This is a genomic window from Sulfitobacter sp. 1A15299, assembly GCF_043556915.1.
In the GTDB taxonomy this organism is placed as follows: Bacteria; Pseudomonadota; Alphaproteobacteria; order Rhodobacterales; family Rhodobacteraceae; genus Sulfitobacter.
Window position 1 is genome coordinate 216019 of the sequence record NZ_JBIFFJ010000003.1, and the last position, 18175, is coordinate 234193.

21 protein-coding genes are annotated in these 18175 nt (G+C 62.9%); 13 read left to right on the forward strand and 8 right to left on the reverse strand.

All coding sequences use genetic code 11. From position 1 onward, the window contains the following. Window positions 1-7 precede the first annotated feature (7 nt). Both ACGYK7_RS06370 and ACGYK7_RS06375 read right to left on the reverse strand, forming a co-directional pair. Complete coding sequence (locus ACGYK7_RS06370; protein WP_394400098.1) at window positions 8-703, reverse strand: HAD family hydrolase; 696 nt, start codon at window positions 701-703, stop codon at window positions 8-10. Continuing rightward, a complete protein-coding gene (locus tag ACGYK7_RS06375; protein WP_394400100.1) occupies window positions 694-978 on the reverse strand; it encodes a DUF3572 domain-containing protein in 285 nt (94 codons plus the stop codon). Before ACGYK7_RS06375 ends, ACGYK7_RS06370 begins: the two co-directional genes overlap by 10 nt. 98 nt (window positions 979-1076) lie before the next feature. Between ACGYK7_RS06375 and ACGYK7_RS06380 the strand changes: the two genes are divergently transcribed. Continuing rightward, window positions 1077-2468, forward strand: a complete 1392-nt coding sequence (locus ACGYK7_RS06380; protein ID WP_394400102.1) for a diguanylate cyclase — start codon at window positions 1077-1079, stop codon at window positions 2466-2468. Between the two features lie 206 nt (window positions 2469-2674). After that, the gene (locus ACGYK7_RS06385) at window positions 2675-3601 is read left to right on the forward strand and encodes a DMT family transporter (RefSeq protein WP_394400104.1); all 927 of its coding nucleotides are present in this window, start codon (window positions 2675-2677) and stop codon (window positions 3599-3601) included. On the opposite strand, the gene ACGYK7_RS06390 is transcribed toward ACGYK7_RS06385, so the two are convergent. After that, window positions 3537-4232: a thiamine diphosphokinase gene (locus ACGYK7_RS06390; RefSeq protein ID WP_394400106.1), complete on the reverse strand. Its 696-nt coding sequence runs from the start codon at window positions 4230-4232 to the stop codon at window positions 3537-3539. The two genes, ACGYK7_RS06385 and ACGYK7_RS06390, sit on opposite strands and share 65 nt — an antisense overlap. A gap of 53 nt (window positions 4233-4285) precedes the next feature. Between ACGYK7_RS06390 and ACGYK7_RS06395 the strand changes: the two genes are divergently transcribed. Then, the gene (locus tag ACGYK7_RS06395; RefSeq protein ID WP_394400108.1) at window positions 4286-6409 is read left to right on the forward strand and encodes a hypothetical protein; all 2124 of its coding nucleotides are present in this window, start codon (window positions 4286-4288) and stop codon (window positions 6407-6409) included. A gap of 58 nt (window positions 6410-6467) precedes the next feature. Here ACGYK7_RS06395 and ACGYK7_RS06400 read toward each other — a convergent pair whose 3' ends face one another. The 5 genes from ACGYK7_RS06400 to nthA all read right to left on the reverse strand — a co-directional run bounded on the left by ACGYK7_RS06400 (window position 6468) and on the right by nthA (window position 9687). Next, window positions 6468-6695 carry a DUF2842 domain-containing protein gene (locus tag ACGYK7_RS06400; RefSeq protein ID WP_394400110.1) on the reverse strand — a complete coding sequence of 76 codons (228 nt, stop codon included), beginning with the start codon at window positions 6693-6695 and terminating at the stop codon, window positions 6468-6470. Between the two features lie 4 nt (window positions 6696-6699). Continuing rightward, the gene (locus ACGYK7_RS06405; RefSeq protein ID WP_394400112.1) at window positions 6700-7995 is read right to left on the reverse strand and encodes an adenylosuccinate synthase; all 1296 of its coding nucleotides are present in this window, start codon (window positions 7993-7995) and stop codon (window positions 6700-6702) included. Window positions 7996-8075: 80 nt separating this feature from the next. After that, complete coding sequence (locus ACGYK7_RS06410; RefSeq protein WP_394400114.1) at window positions 8076-8402, reverse strand: nitrile hydratase accessory protein; 327 nt, start codon at window positions 8400-8402, stop codon at window positions 8076-8078. Next, complete coding sequence (gene nthB / locus ACGYK7_RS06415) at window positions 8399-9073, reverse strand: nitrile hydratase subunit beta (RefSeq protein ID WP_394400116.1); 675 nt, start codon at window positions 9071-9073, stop codon at window positions 8399-8401. Before nthB ends, ACGYK7_RS06410 begins: the two co-directional genes overlap by 4 nt. After that, entirely contained in the window at window positions 9070-9687 is a 618-nt protein-coding gene (nthA, locus tag ACGYK7_RS06420) for a nitrile hydratase subunit alpha (RefSeq protein ID WP_394400406.1), read from the reverse strand. The genes nthB and nthA overlap by 4 nt, the downstream gene beginning before the upstream one ends. A 343-nt stretch (window positions 9688-10030) precedes the next feature. Here nthA and secG point away from each other — a divergent pair, with 343 nt between their 5' ends. The 10 genes from secG to ACGYK7_RS06470 all read left to right on the forward strand — a co-directional run bounded on the left by secG (window position 10031) and on the right by ACGYK7_RS06470 (window position 18072). Further along, window positions 10031-10396: a preprotein translocase subunit SecG gene (secG, locus tag ACGYK7_RS06425; RefSeq protein ID WP_067262351.1), complete on the forward strand. Its 366-nt coding sequence runs from the start codon at window positions 10031-10033 to the stop codon at window positions 10394-10396. Between the two features lie 179 nt (window positions 10397-10575). Then, window positions 10576-12219, forward strand: coding sequence for a CTP synthase (locus ACGYK7_RS06430; protein WP_067262354.1), 1644 nt, complete (start codon window positions 10576-10578; stop codon window positions 12217-12219). 318 nt (window positions 12220-12537) lie between these two features. Further along, window positions 12538-13329: a 23S rRNA (adenine(2030)-N(6))-methyltransferase RlmJ gene (locus ACGYK7_RS06435; protein ID WP_394400118.1), complete on the forward strand. Its 792-nt coding sequence runs from the start codon at window positions 12538-12540 to the stop codon at window positions 13327-13329. Between the two features lie 3 nt (window positions 13330-13332). After that, window positions 13333-13626, forward strand: coding sequence for a DUF1330 domain-containing protein (locus ACGYK7_RS06440; protein ID WP_067261008.1), 294 nt, complete (start codon window positions 13333-13335; stop codon window positions 13624-13626). An 84-nt stretch (window positions 13627-13710) separates the two neighbouring features. Continuing rightward, window positions 13711-14148, forward strand: a complete 438-nt coding sequence (locus ACGYK7_RS06445) for a TerB family tellurite resistance protein (RefSeq protein WP_394400120.1) — start codon at window positions 13711-13713, stop codon at window positions 14146-14148. A 36-nt stretch (window positions 14149-14184) separates the two neighbouring features. Next, window positions 14185-14625 (forward strand): TerB family tellurite resistance protein, encoded by a 441-nt coding sequence (locus tag ACGYK7_RS06450; RefSeq protein ID WP_394400122.1) that lies wholly within the window; start codon window positions 14185-14187, stop codon window positions 14623-14625. Between the two features lie 111 nt (window positions 14626-14736). Next, window positions 14737-15513: an ABC transporter ATP-binding protein gene (locus ACGYK7_RS06455; protein WP_209219002.1), complete on the forward strand. Its 777-nt coding sequence runs from the start codon at window positions 14737-14739 to the stop codon at window positions 15511-15513. Between the two features lie 24 nt (window positions 15514-15537). Then, complete coding sequence (locus ACGYK7_RS06460; RefSeq protein ID WP_394400124.1) at window positions 15538-16275, forward strand: transporter substrate-binding domain-containing protein; 738 nt, start codon at window positions 15538-15540, stop codon at window positions 16273-16275. 109 nt (window positions 16276-16384) lie between these two features. Beyond that, window positions 16385-17269, forward strand: coding sequence for an ABC transporter permease (locus ACGYK7_RS06465; RefSeq protein WP_394400126.1), 885 nt, complete (start codon window positions 16385-16387; stop codon window positions 17267-17269). After that, entirely contained in the window at window positions 17266-18072 is an 807-nt protein-coding gene (locus ACGYK7_RS06470; protein WP_394400128.1) for an ABC transporter permease, read from the forward strand. The genes ACGYK7_RS06465 and ACGYK7_RS06470 overlap by 4 nt, the downstream gene beginning before the upstream one ends. Window positions 18073-18175 lie beyond the last annotated feature (103 nt).

The window sequence follows — 18175 nt, forward strand, 5'->3', positions numbered from 1 at the left end:
AGCGCTTTTAGGCTAAGCGCTGCGCCAAATGGCCGATATCTGGCAAAACCAGATCGGCATATGGGGCGAGGTCTTCCGCCGTGGCAGGGCCGGTCAGCACCGCGACCCGCAGCATCCCCGCCCGCCGCGCGGCCTCCAGATCGTGAACGCTGTCCCCGATCATCGCGACAGAGGCGGCGGGCAGCCCCACATGCGTGGCAAAGGCGTGCAACTGCCCCGGCGACGGCTTGCCCCCATGCCCGCTATCAAAACCTGCGATAAAGTCGAACATATCGACCACCCCCGCCGCCAGCAGATGGGCGCGCGCAGGGTGTTCGGCATCGTTCGTCGCCACGCCAAGGCGCAGGCCCCGGTCGCGAAGCCCTTGCAGAAACGGCCTCAGCGGCACCGCCTCGCGCTGTGGCGCGGCGCTGGCTTCGGCATTGATGATGTCCAACAGTTCCGAAGGCAACCGCTCTGGAAAATGCGGGGCCAAGGCATCGACCACCTGCTGCGGCGTGCCCGCGATGGCGATACTGTCCGGGGCGAAACGGCGCGTGGCAAGGTCGAAGCCAATGTCTGCGCCCACCCGTGCGGCCAGCCCGCGATCGCCCTCGCAAACCCGCAGCAAGAAGGCTTCGGCCCAAGGCTCCCAAGTCGCGGCGAAGTCGAAAAGCGTGCCATCCTTGTCGAACAGCAGCGCTTTAACATTTCTTAAGTCCAATGCACCTGCTCCCCCCCGGGCAGCGCCGCGCGGGCTTGCATTATTTGCTCATAGGGGATCGCGAGATGATCGCAAAACCCGATCACCCAAGCATCGTCCATCATCAGGAAATCCAGCACGGCGCCCAGAAAAATAGGGTCGCTGGCCTGTGTTTTGAGGTCCGCCTCGGAGGCGCCGGTGCTGCCCAGAAACACCGGCAACAGATCATCATTCGCCGCCAGCCAACCCAGCGCCTGAAGCGCCAAAGTCTCAGCGGTGTCTTGGGTATAGGACATTGGAAAACCGTCTTTTGCTGGAGGTTGGAAACCCTTTGTTAACCATTAGGGGGCAAAGACTCTCGCATCAAACTGATTTGTACGGTGAAGGAGCTGTCGTGCAAGGGACCATCCTTATTGCAGATGCGATCGCGACCAATCGCATCGCCCTCAAGGTCAAGCTTTGTGCGGCATACTATCACGTCGTTCAGGCCGAAGACATGGAAGAGGCTTTGGCCTGCCTGCGGGAAAACCCGCCGGATCTGGTGATTTGCGCCCTGACGCTGCCGGGTGGCGGCGCGGCGGACCTGTGCCGCGCGCTCAAAGCCTCTCCCGATACCGCGCAGCTGCCGGTCTTGGCCATCGGTAATAGCGATCAGGCCGTGGACCGCTTTACCGCGCTCGAAGCGGGGGCGAGCGATGTGCTGCTGAAACCGCTCGATTGCACGCTGCTGTTGGGCCGGGCCCGCAGCCTCATCCGCGCCCGCAATGCGGCGGACGAATGGGAAATGCGCGAGGATACGACCCGCGCGCTCGGGCTGGCGGAGCCTGTGGCGGAATTCACCGCCCGCAGCCACTGTGTGATCATCCATTCCGACAGCGCGGTGAGCGTGAATTGGGCGAACCGCCTCCGCCCCCAGTTGCGCGCGCGCCTTACCCTCGCCACTCCGGAGGAGGCCATTCGCGCCGCCGCCAATGGGCCGCCTGACGCTTACGTTTTGGTCCTGCCCAATGACCCCGTGCCCGCCACGGCGGCCTTGCGCTTGATTTCGACCCTGCGGGCCAACGCCCAGACCCGCCACACCGGGCTGCTGGTGGTGCAACTGGCCCCCGATGCGGCGCTTGCCGCCACCGCCCTTGATCTGGGCGCGGATGATTTGATGACCGAAGGTTTCAACCCGGCTGAAATGGCGCTGCGCCTGCATGCGATCTTGCGCCGCAAGCGGATGACGGACCAACTGCGCGATACGGTGCGCACGGGGCTGAAAGCCGCCGTTTTCGACCCGCTGACAGGGCTGCATAACCGCCGCTATGCCCTGCCCCATCTGGACCATATCGCGGAACATGCCGTCGAAACCGCCCGCCCCTTTTCGGTAATGGTCGCCGATCTGGACCACTTCAAAGGGATCAACGACCGCTATGGCCATGCTGCGGGGGATTCCGTGCTGGTACAAACGGCGGAACGGCTGCGCAACAACCTGCGCGGCATGGATCTTGTCGCGCGGATTGGGGGGGAGGAGTTCTTGATCGTCATGCCCGGCACCGGCCTTAAGGATGCCGAGAAAACGGCGGCGGCCATCTGTGCCGATATCGGCAATCGCGGCTTTGTCGTTCCCGGCACACCCCAGCCGATCCATGTGACCATCAGCATCGGCCTTTCCGTCGGCCCTATGGAAGAGGACGGCCACCCGCTGTCGGCAGAAGCCTTGATGGCACGGGCGGATCGGGCGCTCTTTACGGCGAAAACCCATGGCCGGAACCGGGTGAATCTGAGCCGCCCCGCCGCCTGAGCTTTGGACTGACAAAATCGGCTGCTGCTGGGCGGCGGGAAACCCTCACTACGTTTGCGACGGGCTCTGCCTCTGCCTCTGCCTCTGCCTCTGCCTCTGCCTCTGCCTCTGCCTCTGCCTCTGCCTCTAAGAAAAAACACGAGACAACAGCGGTCGAACTTCAACCAAGAATTGCATTTGTGACAAAGCTTCCTTAGCGTAACGCAATGCAACAGGATCGGCCCCTTGTCGGAATAACCCTTATGATGGGCTTCTGCATCGTAGCGCCCGTGGGCGATGCGGTGGCCAAATTGCTGGGCGCTTCGGTTCCCCTGGGGCAAGTGGTGCTGCTGCGCTTTGCCATTCAGGCGCTGATTCTGATCCCCCTCGTCTGGTACTCCGGGCGCATCTGGCACATGCGGGGCCGGGTGTTGCGGCTGACCTTTTTGCGCACCCTTTTGCATATTGCGGGCATTGCGGCGATGTTCACCGCGTTGAAATACCTGCCCCTCGCAGATGCGGTCGCCATCGCATTCGTCATGCCTTTTTTCATGCTGCTGCTCGGCAAGTTCATCCTGAACGAAGAGGTCGGCCCCAGACGTTTGGGCGCGAGCATCGTGGGATTTCTCGGCACGCTTTTGATCGTACAGCCGAGCTTTGCCAATGTCGGCTGGCCCGCGTTGCTGCCGGTCGTCGTGGCGGTCGTCTTTTCCTTCTTCATGCTGGTGACGCGCCAAATCGCGAAAGAGATCGATCCGATCAGCCTGCAGGCCGTCAGCGGGGTCATGGCGGTGGTGATGATCCTGCCGCTCCTCGCGCTTGGCACCATGACGCAGATCGCGCCGCTTCGGCTTATCCAGCCCGATGCGCTTGACTGGACCCTGTTGCTCGGCATAGGGGTGCTGGGCACGGTGGCGCATCTTTTGATGACATGGTCGCTGCGCTTTGCCCCCTCGGCCACATTGGCGCCGATGCAATATCTCGAAATTCCCTTTGCCACGCTGCTTGGGCTGCTGATCTTTTCCGACCTGCCCAACCCACTGGCGGGGCTGGGCATTCTGATCACCGTCGGTGCGGGGCTCTACATCGTCATGCGCGAGCGGGCCACGGCGCGTGCTCTGGCCGCAGCAGTCGCGCCGCCAGTGGCGCCATAAGACGGCGCGGCAAGATCAGCAGCATATCGGGGCCGTCGATCTCAAGCGTGACCGGCCCCAAGGCGCGGTTCGACGTGCCGATCCGGCCACCGGGCGCGAAATTCAGCCCCTCGATTGGCCATTCCAACCCTTGGCTGTGCCCTGTCACCGGAGCCAGAGGCATGAGGGAGACGACATCCCCCGCCGCCGTCGGCAGCGTGATCCGCGGCGGGGCGAGCAGCACGATCTCATGCGCGCCCAACAGGATGCAAGAGCGATGCGGATGGGTGGCGAGCGTGTTGAAAGCCGCAAGCTGATGATCCAAACGCGCCCCGGTAAAGCCAACCCCGAGCACAAACGGCGCGTCGATCCGCGTCAGCGCCTTGTCGAAATCGGTGCTCTCTTGCTCGGCGATGCGGTGGCACCGCGCGGCCGGGATTTGAGCCAAGACCTCTGCCGGGGCTGAATCCAGATCGCCAATGACCGCCGCCAGTTCCACCCCAGCCGCCACGGCCGCCGCAGCACCGCTGTCCGCCGCCACGCAGGTCGGGGCCAGCGCCAGCGCCGCTTCAATGTCCCCTGCAAAGACCTCCCCGCCGCCGAACAACGTGACGGCGCCCCTATCCCGAACTATGTAGTCTGAACTGGTCAATTAATGCCCCTTTTTGAAATCTGCCTTAATCTTGCCTTGAAATCATACGTTGAATGGCACAGATTCGAGCCGCTTTGGTCTTGGACGTCGTGGTAAACGATACCTGCAACACCGCAGAGGACGAGCATCCGATGATGAACAGCAACAAAATCTTGACGGTCTCCTATGGCACTTTTTCGTGCACGCTGGAAGGCTTCGACGATTCCTTCGGCACGATGAAGGCCATTGCCGAGTATTTCCGCGATCTGGCCTCGGATGACCGTTACTTCGGTGCCGAACCGCCGCAACCCGATGCCGAGATGCTCGCCCGGATCGCACAGCGCGAAGTCTCCCGCCGGGTGCAAGCCCGTGAGCAGGAAGGCAAGATCGTGCTGAGCGCTCTGGAGAACCAAGGCGCCGAAGCCCCGGCCCAAGCGCCCCCCGCAGCCGCGCCGGTTCAGGCCGAGGCCGCAGCGCCGCGAGCCCCCGCCGCGGCACAGCCTGCGCGGGTTGAGGAAGAGGCGCCTGCCCCCGTCAAGGCCGAGATCGCCGACACCGCCGCGGTGGAAGCGCCCGCCACGCCGGAAGCGCAGATCGCAGAAGCCGTTGAAGAGCCCACGCCTGCCGCAGAGCCAGCGCCGGTTGCCGAAACAGAAGAGACCAGCGAAGCCGAAGCCTTCTTTGCCGCCAGCCCGCAGCCGCAGTCCCATTTCGAGGACGAAGCGCAGGAGGCCAGCGTCGAAGATATGCCCGCCACAAGTGCCGCGCCCGCCGACAGCATCGCCGCAAAACTGCAGCGCATCCGTGCCGTCGTCGCCCAGCAGGACGAAGACGAAGCGGCTGGCTATGACGAAGAAGAAGCTGCGCCCGTGGCCCGCGCCACCGCTGAAACGCAAGCCGCGCCGGAAGAGAGCCAAGCCGCCATCGCCGCCGCCCGCCGTGACATCGAAGACGCGTTGGAGGCCGATGAAGCGACCGAAATGGCACAGGAGGCCGCGGAAGACGAGGACGACGATCTTGCCGATATTCTCAACCGGCTTGAGGCCGAAGAGGAGGATGAGGCGGAAAGCGCCGAGACGGATGAGAGCCTGTTCGACGCCGAAGCCGATGAGGCGCCCGAGGCCGAAGCCGAAGCCGCACCGGAGATCGACGCCGCCGACCTGCCGCGCAAAGGGCGCGTGATCAAGGTCAAGCGCGCGCATCTCGAAGCGGCCGTAGCGCGGGGCGATCTTGAAGAGGTCTCGGACCCGGCACCGCAAGAGGCACCTGCCGCGAAGACCGAGGAAAAGCGCAGCTCTTCCCTGTCGCCCGAGGATGAAGACGAACTGGCCCGCGAATTGGCCGCTTTGGAAGCCGAACTCGGTGGCGCCGCCCCGGAAGAGGCCGAAGAGACGCCTGCCGTTGAGATGGCCGAGCCGGAAGCGGCGCCCGCTCAGGAAGAGCCCGAAGAGGTCGAAGCCGCAGGGGAACCGGTCGAAGAGCAGCCCGCGCCTGCCCAAGTGGCCCGTCACAGCCTGCCCACCATCGACGATGACGCCGACCGCGACATGTCGCGCCTGATGGCGGAAACCGACAGCAAGATGGATGAGGCCGAAAGCACCACGCGCCGCGATGCCTTTGCCCACCTGCGCGCCGCCGTGGCCGCCAAGAAAGCCGACGAAGCGATGGGGGGCCGCGCCACCACCGCGACCTCGGATGACGCCTACCGCGAAGATCTGGCCGATGTGGTCCGCCCGCGCCGCCCCGTCACCCGCCCGGCCCGGACCGAACGGCCCAAGGCCGATGCCCGCTCCGCACCGCTGAAACTGGTGGCCGAGCAGCGCATTGATGTCGACAAGCTGCGCAGCGCCGGCCCCGTGCGTCCGCGCCGGGTTGCCGCCGTGGTCGAGCCGGTCAAGACCAACCCCGATGCCGAAAGCTTTGCCGATTTCGCCGCCGACATGGGCGCCACCAAACTGCCCGAACTGCTTGAGGCGGCGGCATCTTACATGTCGTTCGTCGAGGGGCGTGACCAATTCTCTCGCCCGCAGTTGATGGGCAAGGTCCGCTCGATCGGGTTGCCGGATTTCACCCGCGAAGACGGGCTGCGCTCTTTCGGCCAGTTGCTGCGCGCAGGCAAGATCGAAAAGATCAAAGGCGGGCGTTTCACCGTCTCGGATGAAATCGGCTACCGCCCCGATCACCGCGCCGTGGGTTAAACCACGGCCCACCGCTGGATACGAAAAAGCGCCCCGCAGGGCGCTTTTTTATTGGGTTTTAACGATCATCTTCCGCATCAGGGTCGGCCTGTCCGATGCCCCGAAAGACAAATCTGAACGGCAGCGCCCAGACGATGCCAAGGGCGACGTAGATGCCAAGCTCAAGCAGCACCGGCGGGCGGTCGAATTGGGCCACCGTCCAGACCGCCACGGCGATATAGCTCGGCAACCCGATCAGCAGGATCACCAGCGCCCAACGGCGGCGTGCTTTGTAGCTCAGCGCCATCAGATCAGTCCGCGAAAGGGTCGGTCACCAGAATGGTGTCCTCCCGCTCCGGCGAGGTGGAGACGAGGGCCACGGGGCATTGGATCAACTCTTCGACCCGGCGCACGTATTTGATCGCATTGGCCGGAAGATCGGCCCAGCTGCGCGCGCCTTCGGTCGATTCGGACCAGCCCGGCAATTCTTCGTAGATCGGCGTGCAACGGGCCTGCTGCTCGGCGGCGGTGGGCAGATAGTCGAGCCGCTCGCCGTCTAACTCGTAACCGACGCAGACCTTCAGCGTCTCGAACCCATCAAGCACGTCGAGCTTGGTCAGGCAGATGCCGGTGATGCCGGAGGTGGCGCAGGTCTGGCGCAGCAGCGCCGCGTCGAACCAACCACAGCGGCGCTTGCGCCCGGTGGTGGTGCCAAACTCATGGCCGCGCTCGCCCAGACGTTGACCATCCGCATCTTCAAGCTCGGTCGGGAAAGGGCCTTCGCCGACGCGGGTGGTGTAAGCCTTCACGATGCCCAGCACATAGTCGATGGCGGTGGGGCCAAGGCCCACGCCGGTCGCCGCCTGCCCCGCGATCACGTTCGACGACGTGACAAAGGGATAGGTGCCAAAGTCGATGTCGAGAAGCGCGCCCTGCGCCCCTTCGAAGAGGATGCGCTTGCCCGCCTTGCGCTTCTCGGCCAGAACCTTCCAGACGGGGGCGGCGAAACGCAGGATTTTCGGTGCGATTTCTTGCAGTTGCCCGATCAGCGCGTCGCGGTCGATGGCCTCGACGCCCAAGCCCTTGCGCAGCGGGTCGTGGTGCTGCAACGCGCGGTCGACGCGGGCCTCCAGTGTCGCGGCGTCGGCCAGATCGGCCACGCGGATGGCGCGGCGGCCAACCTTGTCTTCATAGCACGGCCCGATGCCGCGTCCGGTGGTGCCGATTTTGGTGCCCTTGCTCGCCGCCTCTTCACGGGCGCGGTCAAGCTCACCGTGGAAAGGCAGGATCAGCGGGGTGTTTTCCGCGATCATCAGGCTCTCGGGGCTGATTTCGACGCCCTGCCCCTCGATCGTCTCGATCTCTTTCAGCAGGTGCCATGGGTCCAGCACCACGCCATTGCCGATGACCGAGAGCTTGCCACCGCGCACCACGCCCGACGGCAGCGCATGCAGCTTGTAGACCTTGCCGTCGATGACCAGAGTGTGGCCCGCGTTATGCCCGCCTTGGAAGCGTGCGATCACATCGGCGCGTTCGCTGAGCCAGTCAACGATCTTGCCTTTTCCCTCGTCACCCCATTGGGCGCCGACAACGACGACATTGGCCATGATATATTCCTTTGCGATGTCCCGCGCCCGTATAGCGACAGTGGCAGGCGTGTGAAACTCGAAAAAACGCGGGAGCGGATTTAGACGCTTTGCCCCGCCTTCAGATGCACCGGGTCGCCATGCGGGGTGCTGAGATAGGCGGCCTCCCATCCATCGCGCAGGGTGCGCAGATCACCGGGGCGGGCATGGCCCGCGTCGATCAACAGGGTTTCGAGGGTTTCGAGCCAAGCGTTGAAATAGTCCTCCCCGCCGTTCAGCGCCCGCGCCAGCCCGTGGCGCGCCAAAGTCGCGCCAAAGCGGTCGGCCCAGAAAGGCCAGTCGAAAAGACCGCTCTCGTTCAGATGCACCGTCAGCGCGAAGAGCTGCGCGTGCCATGGCGCCTCGAACACGGGTTCCGGGGCGCTCATGGGGCCGCCAGATAGCTTTGCCACAGGTCGAGAACGACCTCATCTCGGGGATGTTCGGGATGCGCCCAAAGCTCAGAGGCCGGGAAGGCCACCGCGTAAAGCGGCTCTGGCGCCTCGCCCAGATCATGGGCGTTGCTGTCAGGCAGAACATGGGTGCCATGCAGCCGCAGCACCCGCCCTGAAGCGCCCGCGGCATAGGCGGGCAGCCGGGTGTGCCCGCCCGGAACAATGGTGTTTTCCGGCTGCTTGCGGGTGACGACCCTGTCGCCGGGTGCAAAGAGCGGCGCGATATCCGAGGGGCGGTCCGCCGGGCCACCGCGGGCCAGCACCCCGGCCACCTGGGGCGCTTTCAGCGCCTTTTCCGCCAGCGGGTTGGGCGTGGGCGCGGCTTTGCCCGACAGTTCCTCACGGCTGACCACCCCGCGCGCGACCAGCATATCGGCCACCCCGGCGATCCATTTCTCGTAATAGCTGAACCGCATGTAATCGGTCGGGGCCAGACATTCGCGGGCATGGCGCGACACGTCGATGTTCCATTTGCCCAGTGTTCCCGTGGCCAAGGTCAGCGCCAGCGCGCGGCGGTGCCAATCGGCGTGAAAGACCACGTCTTCGCCCTCGGACGTCACCGCGCCGTGGCCGAAACGCCCGCCCATGTCATGCACGCGGGTCATGGCGCTTTGGCCAATCCGGTGCCGATCATACTGTCACGGGTGACAAGATCGGCCAGTGCTGCGACCTCCATGCCGTCGCTTCCCGCCGGGCGTTGCGGGATCACCAGATAGCGCACCTCAGCCGTCGAATCCCAAACGCGCACGGCGGTCTCTTCGGGCAGGTCGACGCCGAATTCAGCCAGCACTTTGCGCGGCTCGCGCACCACGCGGGCGCGGTAGGCATCGGATTTATACCAGCCCGGCGGGATGCCCAAAAGCGGCCAAGGATAGCAGGAACATAGGGTGCAAACGACGATGTTATGCACCTCCTCCGTATTCTCCACCGCGACCATATGTTCGCCCTGCCGCCCGAAGAACCCCATCTCGGCCACTACGGCGGTCGCATCCTCAAGCAGCGCCGCGCGAAAATCAGGATCGCTCCAAGCGCGGGCGACAACCTCGGCCCCGTTGCGCGGGCCGATGCGGTTTTCATAGGTGTCGATGATCTCATCCAAGGCGGCGGGGTCAATCAGCCCCTTGGCCGTCAGCAGTGTCTCTAGCGCCTTGACCCTGAGCGCCGGCTCGGGCGGCAGCAGGGCATGGGGGTGGTCGTGGTCCGAATGATCATGTGGCATGGCGGCAGATTGCCCCAGCGGCACTCGGCTGTCCATCGCCGATCACGGGCAATCCCTTCATTTCCCTGCAAAGAATATGGGCGAATTTGGCCGCATTTCATGCTATAGTGAGGGTACGAAGCGAGTCTGCACCACCTTAATTCCAGGATAGCCCTCTTATATATTGTGGTTGAGTACTGCTTCAAAAGACCGTCGCTCCCATGCGGCGGTCTTTGTTCGTGCCTTTGATCCCCAAGGCCGCTTCCCCCCTGATCCGATCACCCCCCCGGCGGCAATCCACCCTTGCCCCCATGGGCAAAGACGAATAGATACCCGCCAACCAAAACCGAAAGCTGTCGTACCCATGGAAAATGTCGTTCTGATCATTCACCTGATTCTGGCTCTTGGCCTGATCGCCGTGGTACTTCTGCAACGGTCCGAGGGCGGTGGCCTTGGCATGGGCGGGGGTGGCGGCGGTGCCGTTTCGGGCCGCGCGGCAGCCACCGCACTGGGCAAGGTGACATGGGCGCTTGCAGCCGGTTTCATCGCCACCTCGATCACACTGACCATCATCGCGGCGGAAAAATCCGCAGGCTCGTCGGTCATCGACCGGCTGAGCGCGACACCACCCGCCCAGAGCCAAGATGGCAGCCCAGCCCTGCCTGCGGGCGACGATCTGCTGCCACCTTCCGCGGATGGCAACACACCGCTGGTCCCTGCGGCCGATTAACCTAACAAACACAAAACCTTGAGGCACGGCCCGGTTCCGCAACTGTATGTTGCGGCGGGCCTTGCCTCAAACACACGAATCCTGTAAGGCTTAAATCCCGTGGTGTTGCGGTTTTCCGCAACGCGTTTGGCTGGTTTTTGCCTGCAACAAACTTTGAATTCACGGGGGTCTCCGATCACATGGCACGCTATATCTTCATCACAGGCGGTGTGGTCTCGTCGCTGGGCAAGGGTCTGGCCTCGGCGGCTTTGGGTGCCTTGCTTCAGGCACGCGGTTTTTCGGTGCGACTGCGCAAGCTGGACCCCTATCTGAACGTCGATCCCGGCACGATGTCGCCCTTCGAGCATGGCGAGGTCTTCGTCACCGATGATGGCGCAGAGACCGACCTCGACCTTGGGCATTACGAGCGTTTCACCGGCGTCGCCGCGCGGAAGACCGACAGCATCAGCTCGGGCCGGGTCTACTCCACCGTGCTAGAGAAAGAGCGCCGCGGCGATTATCTGGGCAAGACCATTCAGGTGATCCCCCACGTTACAAATGAAATCAAAGACTTCATCGACATCGGCGATGATGAGGTCGATTTCATGCTCTGCGAAATCGGCGGCACCGTGGGCGATATCGAAGGTCTCCCCTTCTTCGAGGCGATCCGCCAGTTCAGCCAAGACAAGCCGCGCGGTCAGTGTATCTTCATGCACCTCACGCTGCTGCCCTACGTCAAGGCCAGCGGCGAGTTGAAGACCAAGCCGACGCAGCACTCGGTCAAAGAACTCCGCTCCATCGGCATCGCGCCCGACATTCTGGTTTGCCGCTCCGAGGGGCCGATCCCGGCCAAGGAGCGTGAGAAGCTGGCGCTCTTCTGCAACGTGCGCCCGGATTCGGTGATCGCCGCGCAGGATCTGAAATCGATCTACGAAGCTCCGCTCGCCTATCACCGCGAGGGGCTGGATCAGGCGGTTCTGGATGCTTTCCAGATCACCCCCGCGCCCAAGCCGAACCTGTCGCGTTGGGAAGATGTGGCCGACCGCATCTACAACCCCGAGGGCGAAGTCAAAGTCGCCATCGTCGGCAAATACACCCAGCTTGAAGACGCCTATAAATCCATCGCCGAGGCGCTGACCCATGGCGGCATGGCGAACCGGGTCAAGGTCAAAGTTGAATGGGTCGACGCCGAGATTTTCGACAGCGAAGACCCCGGTCCGCATCTCGAAGGGTTCCACGCGATCCTCGTCCCCGGCGGCTTTGGAGAGCGCGGGACCGAGGGCAAGATCAAAGCCGCGCAATATGCCCGCGAGCATAAGGTGCCCTATCTGGGCATCTGCCTTGGGATGCAGATGGCCGTGATCGAAGCGGCGCGGAACGTGGCGGGCCTGAAAACGGCGGGGTCGGAGGAATTCGACCATGAAGCCGGTAAAAAGCGTTTCGAGCCAGTGGTTTATCACCTCAAGGAATGGGTTCAGGGCAACCACAAAGTGGCGCGCAAAGTCGATGACGACAAGGGCGGCACCATGCGTTTGGGGGCCTATGACGCGACGCTGGTCGAAGGGTCGCGCGTGGCCGAAGCCTATGGCACCACCACCATCGACGAGCGTCACCGCCACCGCTATGAGGTAGACATCGCCTATAAGGACCAGCTTGAGAAGGCCGGGCTGAAGTTCTCGGGCATGTCCCCCGATGGCAAGCTGCCTGAGATCGTCGAATGGTCGGATCACCCGTGGTTCATTGGCGTCCAGTTCCACCCTGAGCTGAAGTCCAAGCCCTTCGACCCGCACCCCCTGTTCAAGGATTTCGTGCGCGCCGCGAAGGATGTCTCGCGGTTGGTATAAGCTTTTGAGGCCCGTGCGTTTTGCGCCGGGCCTTTTTTCTGCCGGGCAACCACTAAAAGGCCCGGAATCAAGCCGCAGGCGCCGGGCCATCGCCTGCCCGCCCGCCACGCCGTAGGCGTGCCATCATTCATTCGGCGCACCTGCGGTGCGACGGGTAGGCGATTTCGCGACGGGCGCGTACTTCTGCGAGAACACATCACGGTAGCACCATAAAGTGGCATGGATCGCGGTTTGGTTCGCCCACCCGCGGACAGGCGCTGGCCCTTGGCTCCCCCTCTTTCGCGTTGCACCCGCCAACCACTCCGCTACAGCTAGGCCATGCTGAGCTATCAACACATCTACCACGCCGGAAACCTTGCAGACGTGCAGAAACATGCGCTTTTGTCGTGGATGCTGTCCTATCTCACCCGCAAGGACAAACCGCTCACCTATCTGGAGACCCATGCAGGCCGGGCGCTTTATGACCTGTCGGATGCGGCGGCGGAAAAGACTGGCGAAGCGCGGCAGGGCATCGACAAGGTGCGCGATTGGTTCGGCCCCGATCATCCCTATAGGCAGGTTCTGGAAGCGCTGCGCGAGGCCCACGGCCCCCGCGCCTACCCCGGCTCTCCGCTGTTGGCCGCGAAACTGCTGCGCCCCGATGACCGCATCCATCTGGCCGAATTGCACCCACAAGAACACAGCGCCCTCGATTTGGCGATGTCGCCCTACCCGGCGAAATGCCACCTCAGCGACGGGTTCGAGATGGCCTTTGCCCTGACCCCGCCCACACCGCGCCGGGGGATGCTGCTGATTGATCCCTCTTACGAGATCAAAACCGATTACGAGACCATTCCGCGCCAGATCGCCAAACTCAACCGCGCTTGGAACGTGGGCATCATCGCCCTGTGGTATCCAATCCTGACCAATCGCGCGCATCTTCCGATGCTCGACAAGCTTACCGCCAACCACCCCGATGCGCTGCGCCACGAAGTGCGCTTTCCGCCCGCGCGGCCCGGTCATGGTATGGTCGGCTCGGGCATGTTCGTGATCAATCCCCCCTACGGGCTCGACAATGAGGCACAGAACCTCACCGCCCGTTTCGCCACTTTGACCCAACAGGAGAGATAACAGATGCCAAAGGGCTATTGGATCGCCACCATGGATATCCACGACACCGCGATTTACGACAAATACCGTGCCGCCAATGCCAAACCCTTTGCGGATTACGGCGCGCGCTTCCTTGTTCGCGGTGGCACCCAGCAGATCCGCGAAGGGCAAATGCGCGCCCGCACCGTTGTTTTGGAATTCGACAGCTACGCCGATGCGGTCGCCTGCTACGAAAGCCCCGGCTACCAGCGCGCAAAAGACATCCGGCTGAACGTGGCGGACGGGTCTTTGGTGATCGTTGAGGGCTATGACGGCTAGCCCGTCTGGCCCCTTGCAGGAACCTGCGCCCCCGATGCGCAGTTTCCTCTATGGCGACCCTGTTTCCTGCGATAAGTGAGCCCCATGCTGAACCGACTGTTCCCCCGCCGCAAGGCACAGCCGAAACCTTTGCCGCAGCCCAATGCCCAACTGGCACTGGGCGCGCTTTTGGTGCGCGTGGCCTTTGCCGACCGCAACTACCGCGCCTCTGAGATTGGCCAGATCGACCGCATTCTGGCGCAGACCTTTGGGCTGAAACCCATCGAGGCGGCGAAACTGCGTGCCACCTGCGAAGCGCTTGAGCGCGACGCCCCCGGCACGCCGGAGTTCACCCGCATTCTGCGCGAAGAGGTCGACTATGCCGACCGCAAGGCATTGGGCGAGGCGATGTGGCAGGTGGCCCTTTCGGATGGCGCGCGCAACGATGACGAGGAAATTCAGCTTGTCGCCATCGAAACCGCCCTCGGCCTGTCGGATGAGGATATGGCCGCAGCCCGCGCCAACGCTTTGAACGAGCTATGACATTCCCTTTTCCCGCAGCAGGATGATGACACATATATGTTTGGTGACTTTCTCAAGCGGCTGACCCAGCCCGAACCCGATCCATTGGCCGACAATGACGCCCGCCTCGCGCTGACCGCGCTTTTGGTACGCATTGCCCGGTCCGACAATGACTACGCGATGAGCGAGCGGCGTCTGATCGACCGGATCGCGGCCGAGCGTTACGGCCTGAACGAGACCGACGCCACCGCCCTGCGTAAAGAGGCCGAGGCGCTTGAGGCGCAAGCCCCCGACACCGTGCGCTTTACCCGTGCGATCAAGGATGCGGTGCCCTACGAGCACCGGCTAGAGGTCATCGAAGCGCTTTGGCAGGTGGTTCTGGCCGACGGAAGCCGTTCCGATGAAGAGGACGCGCTGCTGCGGCTGGTGTCGAACCTCCTTGGCGTCACCGATACCGACAGCGCCATGGCGCGCCAGCGCGTCGCCAAGGAAAGCTGACCGAGCGTCAGCACCGATGCCGCGATGCAACGCGGGTCAAACTCTGCGTTGCAATTTCCGTCGATTCGTCGCTTTATAGCGCACTGAAATGACAGATTGGCGACAGTTTCCGTGACCACAGACACCCCGGTTATCCAGATTAAGAACCTCCACAAGGCCTATGGCGCACTGGAGGTTCTCAAAGGGGTCGATCTGACCGCCCCGCGTGGCCATGTGATCTCGCTCATCGGGTCTTCCGGCTCGGGCAAATCGACCCTTTTGCGCTGCTGCAACCTGTTGGAGGACAGCCAGCAGGGCGAGGTGATCTTTAAGGGCGAGCCGGTGCGTTGGAAGGGCGACGGCCACCAGCGCTGCCCCGCGGACGCCAAACAGGTGCTGCGCATCCGCACCAACCTGTCGATGGTCTTCCAGCAGTTCAATCTCTGGGCGCATATGTCGATCCTGCAAAACGTGATGGAAGCGCCACTGACCGTGCTGGGTCGCGACCGGGCCGAGGTGGAGCGCGCCGCGCGCGGCTATCTGGAAAAGGTCGGCATCGGCGACAAATGCGATGTCTATCCCGCCCAGCTCTCCGGTGGGCAGCAACAGCGCGCCGCCATCGCCCGCGCACTCTGCATGGAGCCCGAGGCGCTGCTGTTCGATGAACCCACCAGCGCGCTCGACCCCGAGTTGGAGCAGGAAGTCGTCAAGGTTATTAAGGATCTGGCCGCAGAGGGGCGCACGATGGTGATCGTGACCCATGACATGAAACTGGCCGCCGATGTCAGCGATCATGTCGTCTTTTTGCATCAAGGTCTGATCGAAGAACAAGGGACGCCCGAAGAAGTCTTTGGCGCGCCCAAATCGGAACGTCTGCGTGGGTTCCTTTCGGCAACCCAGCCTGCGTAAACAAGAACCAAAGGGAGTTACCAAATGAAAAAGATCCTACTGGCAAGCGTCGCGCTCAGCATGACCGCTGGCTTCGCGATGGCCGAAGCCCATGGCAAGACCATCCGCATGGGCACCGAGGGCGCCTACCCCCCCTACAACTTCATCAACGACGCCGGCGAAGTCGACGGGTTCGAGCGTGAGCTGGGCGACGAGCTGTGCAAGCGCGCTGAACTGACCTGCGAATGGGTCAAGAACGACTGGGACAGCATCATCCCCAACCTCGTGTCGGGCAACTATGACAACATCATGGCCGGGATGAGCATCACCAACGAGCGTCGCGAAGTCGTGGCCTTCACGCAGGACTACTACCCTCCCACCGCTTCCGCCTATGTCGCGGCATCTGAAGATGCGGATATCGAAGGCGGCGTTGTTGCTGGTCAGACAGCCACCATTCAGGCCGCACATGTTGCCGAAAGTGGCGCCACGCTGATCGAATTCGCGACCCCGGAAGAGACCGTTGCCGCCGTGCGCAATGGCGAAGCCGACGCAGTCTTTGCCGATAAGGATTACCTTGTGCCGGTCGTCGAGGAATCCGGCGGTGAGCTGATGTTCGTGGGCGATGACGTGCCGCTTGGCGAAGGCATCGGCATGGCGCTGCGCCAGTCGGACGGCGAACTGCTTGAAACCTTTGACGCGGTCATCACCGAGATGAAGGAAGACGGCTCGTTGAACGAACTGCTGAAAAAGTGGTTCGGCGACGACACCAACGTCTACGAGTGATCCAACCTCAGGCGCGCCCCGGTGGCGCGCCTGACCCTCCTCGCGCGGCACCGCTCGCGCGGATCAGCCCTCGCGCGGCACCCTCGCGCGGACCAGCCCATGGGGGCCCATGTTTTCTTTCTGCTCTGATCCATCGATCCTGGACGACTGGTTCTGGACCGCCTGTTATCTGACAACCGGCGTTCATATGTCGTTCTACATCTCCTTCCTCAAGGTCTTGATGCTGCTCGCCGTGACTGCGCCCGTGGCGCTGGCCTTCGGCTTTGGCGGGGCCATGATGGCGCGCGCGCGGTTTGCGCCACTCAGCTGGTTCGGCAAGGGCTATATCGCGCTGGTGCGCGGTGTGCCCGATATCGCTTTCTTTCTGTTTTTCGTCATCGCCTTGGATCAGGGCATCGAATACCTGCGCCACAAGGTGCTCTGCCCGGATTGGGACATGCCGATCCGCCAAGGCAGCGACTTCGTGGTCTGCCAAGAGGCCAAGATGCCCCTGGGCAATGCCGCGCAATGGGTGCATGAGACCTATGGTTTCAGCCTCGCCGTCTTTACCTTCGCCATCGTTTTCGGCGCTTTTGCGGCCAATGTGCTTTTCGGGGCCATGCGGGCCGTGCCAAAGGCGCAGCTTGAAACCGCCGAAGCCTATGGCATGACCCACCGCCAGACCTTCTGGCGCGTCCTGGTGCCGCAGATGTGGGTCTATGCCCTGCCGGGTCTCAGCAACCTGTGGATGGTACTGATCAAGGCCACGCCGCTGCTGTTTTTGCTGGGGGTGGAGGATATCGTCTATTGGGCGCGTGAGCTGGGCGGCACCAAGACGCCGCGCTTTACCGATTACCCGCACCCTGACTGGCGCATGTGGTACTTCCTCGCGCTGCTGGTGTTCTACCTTCTCTTCACCCGCATTTCCGAGATCACGTTGGACCGTCTGATGAAACGACTGACACGCGGCCAAGCCACCACCGGCGGCGAAGCCCAGCGGAGGGCCGGCGCATGAGCTGTCTGCAAACGATTCAGGACTACGGTCTGCGGTCCCTTGGCTATGGCGAACGGCTGCTGCCACGCGACGGCTTCACGCTTTGCGAGCAGTTCACGCTGATTGGCTCGGGCATGATCTGGAACGTCTATTTCGGCGTCGTCGCCCTGCTGACCGGCTTTTTCTTCGCCACGGCGCTTGGCGTCGGCAAGGCCAGCGCGAACCCGTGGTTCCGCAAACCGGCGGAATGGTTCATCTTCATCTTCCGTGGCTCGCCGCTCTTCATCCAGTTCTTCTTTGGCTACTTCCTGTTCCTGTCGCTGAAATCCGAATACGCCTTCTTCGGCCCCTTCACGGCGGCATGGCTGGGCGCGTTGATCGTGCTCTTTCTCAACACTGCCGCATATTCGGGCGAAATTTTTTACGGCGCGCTGCAGTCCATCCCCAAGGGCGATGTGGAAGCTGCGGATGCCTATGGTCTGTCGGGTTGGTCACGCTTTCGTCGGGTGATCTGGCCCACCTCGCTGCGGCTCGCTTGGCCCGCCTATACGAACGAGGCGATTTTTCTGTTTCACGCCACGACACTGGTGTTTTTCAGCGGTTTCCCGGCATGGCAACAGCGCGGCGATGCGCTCTACTACGCCAGCTATTTCGCGGACAAAACCTTCAACCCCTTTGTCCCCTATCCCATTCTTGCCGGGTATTTCATCCTTCTGACGCTCTGCATCATCGGCGTCTTCGGTTTGATCAATTCCCGCCTCAACCGGCACCTTCCACAGGCCCAACGCCGTAAAATTCGCTTGCGTCCTAATTTGATCCGGTAGTATCCATTATTTGATCAAATTACGCGGCGCGTGGGCGCCAACCGCTTTTGCCCCTCTCCGGGCGAACCGCTTTGTGACATGCCCACCGCCCTTTCAGGTGATG